The sequence below is a fragment of the Ferrovibrio terrae genome (genome assembly GCF_943372915.1).
Taxonomy (GTDB): Bacteria; Pseudomonadota; Alphaproteobacteria; order Ferrovibrionales; family Ferrovibrionaceae; genus Ferrovibrio; species Ferrovibrio terrae_A.
Window position 1 is genome coordinate 1 of sequence record NZ_CALSAN010000061.1, and the last position, 4,325, is coordinate 4,325.

Below are 4,325 nucleotides of genomic sequence, written 5' to 3' on the forward strand. Positions count from 1 at the left end.
AGCAGGCCGTCGCGGTCGATATCGGTGTAGACGATGGCGGCAACGCCGGCATCGACGAATTTTTTTGCGAGATCGATGGCATCGAGATCGCTGGCCTCGGCCCAGCCTTCGACGGCGACGCGGCCCGAGCGCGCATCGATGCCGACCACGACACGGCCGGGCCAGCGCCGCGCCGCGCGCTTCACCAGCTCGGGATCGCGCACCGCGATGGTGCCGAGGATGACGCGGCTGATGCCGGCATCGAGCCAGTTTTCGATGGTGGCTTCATCGCGGATGCCGCCGCCCAGCTGGATCGGCAGCCTGATCGCCTGGCGGATTGCCCGGACCGCGGCGACATTGGCCGGCTTGCCGGCAAAGGCGCCATCGAGATCGACCAGATGCAGATACTGGAAGCCGGCGGCTTCCCAGGCCTTCGCCTGCGCGGCGGGATCGGCATTGAAGACGGTGACGCGCGCCATGTCGCCCTGCTGCAGGCGCACGCATTCGCCATTCTTCAGATCAATGGCGGGATAGAGATTGAGCGCACTCATGCGGCCACCAGGGACTTGGTATAGAAATAGCCTTCGACATAGGCGCCATCGACATAGGCATAGCCCGGCTTGGTGCCCCAGCGCTGATAGCCGGCCCCTTCGGCCAGCTGGATCGCCGGCAGCTGCGTCGCCCGCATGTCGAGATCGATCTGGCGGAAGCCGGCCGCGCGGGCGGCATCTTCCACCGCCTTCATCAACCCGCGCGCCAGGCCGTGGCCGCGCGCATCCGGCGCGATGAAAAAGGTGGTGACCTGGGCCGAATGGGCCTGCGCCTCGTTGTTTGGCGGCGGCCGCAGCAGCTGCGTCGAGCCGACAATGGCGCCATCCAGGCGGGCGACAAACAGGTCGCGCTGCGGCATCAGCAGCACGCCGCGCCAGTAACGGTCGAGCACGCCGCGCTGCGGCACCTTGAGCCAGCCGAAGCCGTTACCGTCGATGATCGCCTTTTCGGCGGCATCGCACAGCTCGTCGATCTCGTCGTCGCTGAGCGCCTCGACCTTCTCGACCAGTGCGCTTGGTGTGTTGTCCTTGACCTTGGCATTCATGATCGTGTTCCGACTCAATCCTGTTACGGGCGCCAGCGCAGGAAATTCGCCAGCAGGCGCAGGCCGGTGGCCTGACTCTTTTCCGGGTGGAATTGCGTGCCCACCATGTTGTCGCGGCCGATGGCGGCCAGGACCGGGCCGCCATAATCGGCCTCGGCAAGGACCACGGCGCGGTCGCGCGGCACCATGTGATAGCTGTGGACGAAATAGGCATGCGCCCCGGGCGCGATGCCGGCCAGCACCGGATGCTGCGGCTGCAGCAGGTTGAGCTGGTTCCAGCCCATATGCGGAATCTTCAGCGCCGGGTCAGACGGCGTCAGCAGTTCGACGGCGCCATCGATCCAGCCGAGCCCCGGATGTTCGCCATGCTCGCGGCCCACGCTCGCCATCAGCTGCATGCCGACGCAGATACCCAGAAACGGTTTCGCTTTTGTGATGACCTGATCGTTCAGCGCCGCGATCATGCCATCCAGGCTGCTGAGGCCGCGATAGCAATCGGCAAAGGCGCCGACGCCGGGCAGCACGATGGCATCGGCGGCGACCACATCTTCCACCCTTGCCGTGACCTTCAGATCCAGCGTGAGCGCATTTTCATCGGCGGCGCGCTGGATCGCCTTGGCGGCGGAGCGCAGGTTGCCGGAGCCGTAATCGATCAGCGCGACTTTCATGACAGCACAGTTTTCATAGCAGCCTGGGGAAGGCGTCGCTGCTGCCGCCGCGCGGCAGCACGGCAGGCGGGAAACCCAGCGGCGACGATGGCGTGTCGGCAACCGGCGGTGCCGCCGTGAGGCCGGCACCGCGATTGCGTATATAAAGCGCTTCGGCCTCGGCCGCATCGCTGGCGCGCAGCACGCCGCCAAAACGCCAGCCGCGCCGCTGCAGGGTCCAGCGCCGGTAATCGGCCGCGCCGGCACCGATCAGGAAGCTGACCGCAAGCCCGATGGCGGTGGCGGCCGGATCGGCGATGTCGCCGATGGCCAGCGCAATGCCGAGCACGATGCTGAACAGCATATAGAGGGCGAAGCCGAGCCAGAGGCGATGCCACAGCAGCCACAGCGGCGGCACAACAGCGGCCCACCAGCGGAAGCCAGACGCCACAGCCAGCACTTCAGGATCGCCACCGGGTCTCGCGGGGCGCTCATGCAGGGTAAAAAATCGCATGGCAGCCCCTAGAGGGTTCCTTTGGTCGACGGCACCGCATGCGGGCTGCGGGCGTCGACGGTGATGGCGTGGCGCAAGGCGCGGGCGAGGCCCTTGTAGCAGGACTCGACAATATGATGGTTGTTCTCGCCGTACAGATTCTCGACATGCAGGGTGATGCCGGCATTCTGCGCGAAGGCCTGGAACCATTCCTTGAACAGTTCGGTGTCCATGTCACCCAGCTTGGGCTTGGTGAAATTCACCTTCCAGATCAGATACGGGCGGTTCGACACGTCCATGGCGACGCGGGTGAGCGTTTCGTCCATCGGGATCAGCGCATCGCCATAACGGTTGATACCCTTGCGCTCGCCGAGCGCCTTGCCCACGGCCTCGCCGATGGCGATGCCGGTATCTTCGGTCAGGTGGTGAAAGTCGATATGGATGTCACCCCTGGCCTGGACTTCGAGGTCGATCAGGCTGTGGCGCGACAGCTGCTCCAGCATATGGTCGAGGAAGCCGACACCGGTCGACACCTTATAGGTGCCGGTGCCGTCCAGGTTCACACTGACCGCAATTTCGGTTTCGTTGGTTTTCCGGGCAACGCTGGCCTTACGGGCCATGACACTCTCCTTGCGACACCCCGCCTGACACAGCCGGGCCCGATATACCAAGAGGGGCCCCGGCCGGGGTCGGGCGCGGTATAGCAGGAACCGGCAGCGGTGACTACCTTGGCTTTCAGGGTCGCGCCCGGCCTATACCCGGCCCAGATCGGGGTGATTTAGGGCGGCAATCAGCGGGCGGGAACCGCCGAGGGCGGGCGCAGTGCGACGGGCGGCGGATCGGGCGCCAGATGTCGGGCCGCCATGGCTGCGAGGGTGCTGCGGTACTGGGTCAGCCGGGCGCTGAAAACCGACACTTCATTGAGCGGCAGGGCGCGCAGGCGGCGTTCCAGGGCCTCGAGTTCGGCCAGCAGCGGGCGGATCAGGCCGAGCTTGATGATCGGCGACAGGCTGCCCAGGCAGGTCATCGGCAGGCCCTCGATCATGCGGTTGAAGGCCCGCATCACCCGCTCGCCGCGGGTTTCGTACACAGCCGCCACGCTGGCCTGGTCGGCCAGGCGGATGTTGCGCAGCAGGGTGACGGCCTGGTGCAGGTTGCCCAGCGTGACCAGCCACTGGCCGGTGCGGCCCGGATCGTCGATCAGTTCCACCGGCAACGGGGTGGCCTGCAGCAATGAGAGCACCCGCCCCAGCCGCTCGCGCATGTCGTCTGTCGCTTCAGCAGCCATGCCGTTCCGGCCGGCCAAACCACAGGGTCAGGGCACGGGCAGAACGACAGGGAGTGGAAAAATTTCCTTGCTTCACTGGCTTTGTTGTCTATGGCTGAAGTTAACCATGTAACATTGCTCCCGGCGGAGGACTGGTAAAAAAATCCTTTGATTACAGTCAATCGGACTCGTTCTGCGAGTCCAGACTAGCTCCACTACTCTTTTTTGGCGAGTGGAAAAGGTTGAGGATACCTCTTTTCCGGTATGCTGTCGAATACAAATGTATGCAATAAGGAATAGAAATAGAACTCCCTCAACCCCTATTCCCGGTATGGTTAACGGACGTTAGCTAAGCCGGAAACGGGACAGCAGGGCGGCAAGTTCGGTCGCCTGGTTTGCCATAGCCTGGGCGGAGGCATTGGTCTGCTCGACGAGCGCGCCGTTGCGCTGGGTCATCTCGTCCATGTTGACCACCGCACCGTTGACCTCCTCCAGCCCGCGCGACTGCTGGGCGGAGGCAGCGGCGATCTCGGCGACGATATCCGAAACCTTCTTCACCGCCGTCACGATCTCGGTCAGCGCGCTGCCGGTCTGGTTGACCAGCGCCGCGCCGGTTTTCACCTGGCTGTTCGATTCCGAAATCAGGCCCTTGATGTCCTTCGACGCATTGGCCGAACGCTGGGCCAGCGCACGGACCTCCTGCGCCACCACGGCAAAGCCCTTGCCAGCCTCGCCGGCCCGCGCCGCTTCCACGCTGGCGTTCAGCGCCAGCAGGTTGGTCTGGAAGGCGATCTCGTCGATCAGCGACACGATGTCGGAGATCTTCTGCGCACTGGTTTCGAT

At 64.7% G+C, this 4,325-nt stretch carries 7 protein-coding genes; all 7 read right to left on the minus strand.

The features are described from left to right. Window positions 1-530: HisA/HisF-related TIM barrel protein (locus AAG821_RS21900; RefSeq protein ID WP_341916466.1), on the minus strand; the 530-nt coding region annotated here is incomplete at its 3' end. Continuing rightward, entirely contained in the window at window positions 527-1,075 is a 549-nt protein-coding gene (locus tag AAG821_RS21905) for a GNAT family N-acetyltransferase (protein WP_341915970.1), read from the minus strand. The genes AAG821_RS21900 and AAG821_RS21905, both read right to left, overlap by 4 nt. Before the next feature lie 23 nt (window positions 1,076-1,098). Beyond that, a complete protein-coding gene (gene hisH, locus AAG821_RS21910; RefSeq protein ID WP_341915971.1) occupies window positions 1,099-1,743 on the minus strand; it encodes an imidazole glycerol phosphate synthase subunit HisH in 645 nt (214 codons plus the stop codon). Between the two features lie 13 nt (window positions 1,744-1,756). Further along, window positions 1,757-2,236, minus strand: a complete 480-nt coding sequence (locus AAG821_RS21915; protein ID WP_341916468.1) for a DUF2628 domain-containing protein — start codon at window positions 2,234-2,236, stop codon at window positions 1,757-1,759. A gap of 8 nt (window positions 2,237-2,244) precedes the next feature. Then, on the minus strand, window positions 2,245-2,835 hold the full coding sequence (gene hisB / locus AAG821_RS21920) for an imidazoleglycerol-phosphate dehydratase HisB (RefSeq protein WP_341915974.1): 591 nt from the start codon (window positions 2,833-2,835) through the stop codon (window positions 2,245-2,247). Window positions 2,836-3,005: 170 nt separating this feature from the next. Continuing rightward, entirely contained in the window at window positions 3,006-3,503 is a 498-nt protein-coding gene (locus AAG821_RS21925; protein ID WP_341915975.1) for a hypothetical protein, read from the minus strand. A 324-nt stretch (window positions 3,504-3,827) separates the two neighbouring features. Further along, window positions 3,828-4,325: methyl-accepting chemotaxis protein (locus AAG821_RS21930; RefSeq protein WP_341915976.1), on the minus strand; the 498-nt coding region annotated here is incomplete at its 5' end.

Excerpts from the sequence above, each read along its gene's own strand:
- AAG821_RS21905 (WP_341915970.1), bottom strand. The coding sequence starts at position 1,075 with ATGAATGCCAAGGTCAAGGACAACACACCAAGCGCACTGGTCGAGAAG.
- hisH (WP_341915971.1), bottom strand. The coding sequence starts at position 1,743 with ATGAAAGTCGCGCTGATCGATTACGGCTCCGGCAACCTGCGCTCCGCC.
- AAG821_RS21915 (WP_341916468.1), bottom strand. The coding sequence starts at position 2,236 with ATGCGATTTTTTACCCTGCATGAGCGCCCCGCGAGACCCGGTGGCGAT.
- hisB (WP_341915974.1), bottom strand. The coding sequence starts at position 2,835 with ATGGCCCGTAAGGCCAGCGTTGCCCGGAAAACCAACGAAACCGAAATT.
- AAG821_RS21925 (WP_341915975.1), bottom strand. The coding sequence starts at position 3,503 with ATGGCTGCTGAAGCGACAGACGACATGCGCGAGCGGCTGGGGCGGGTG.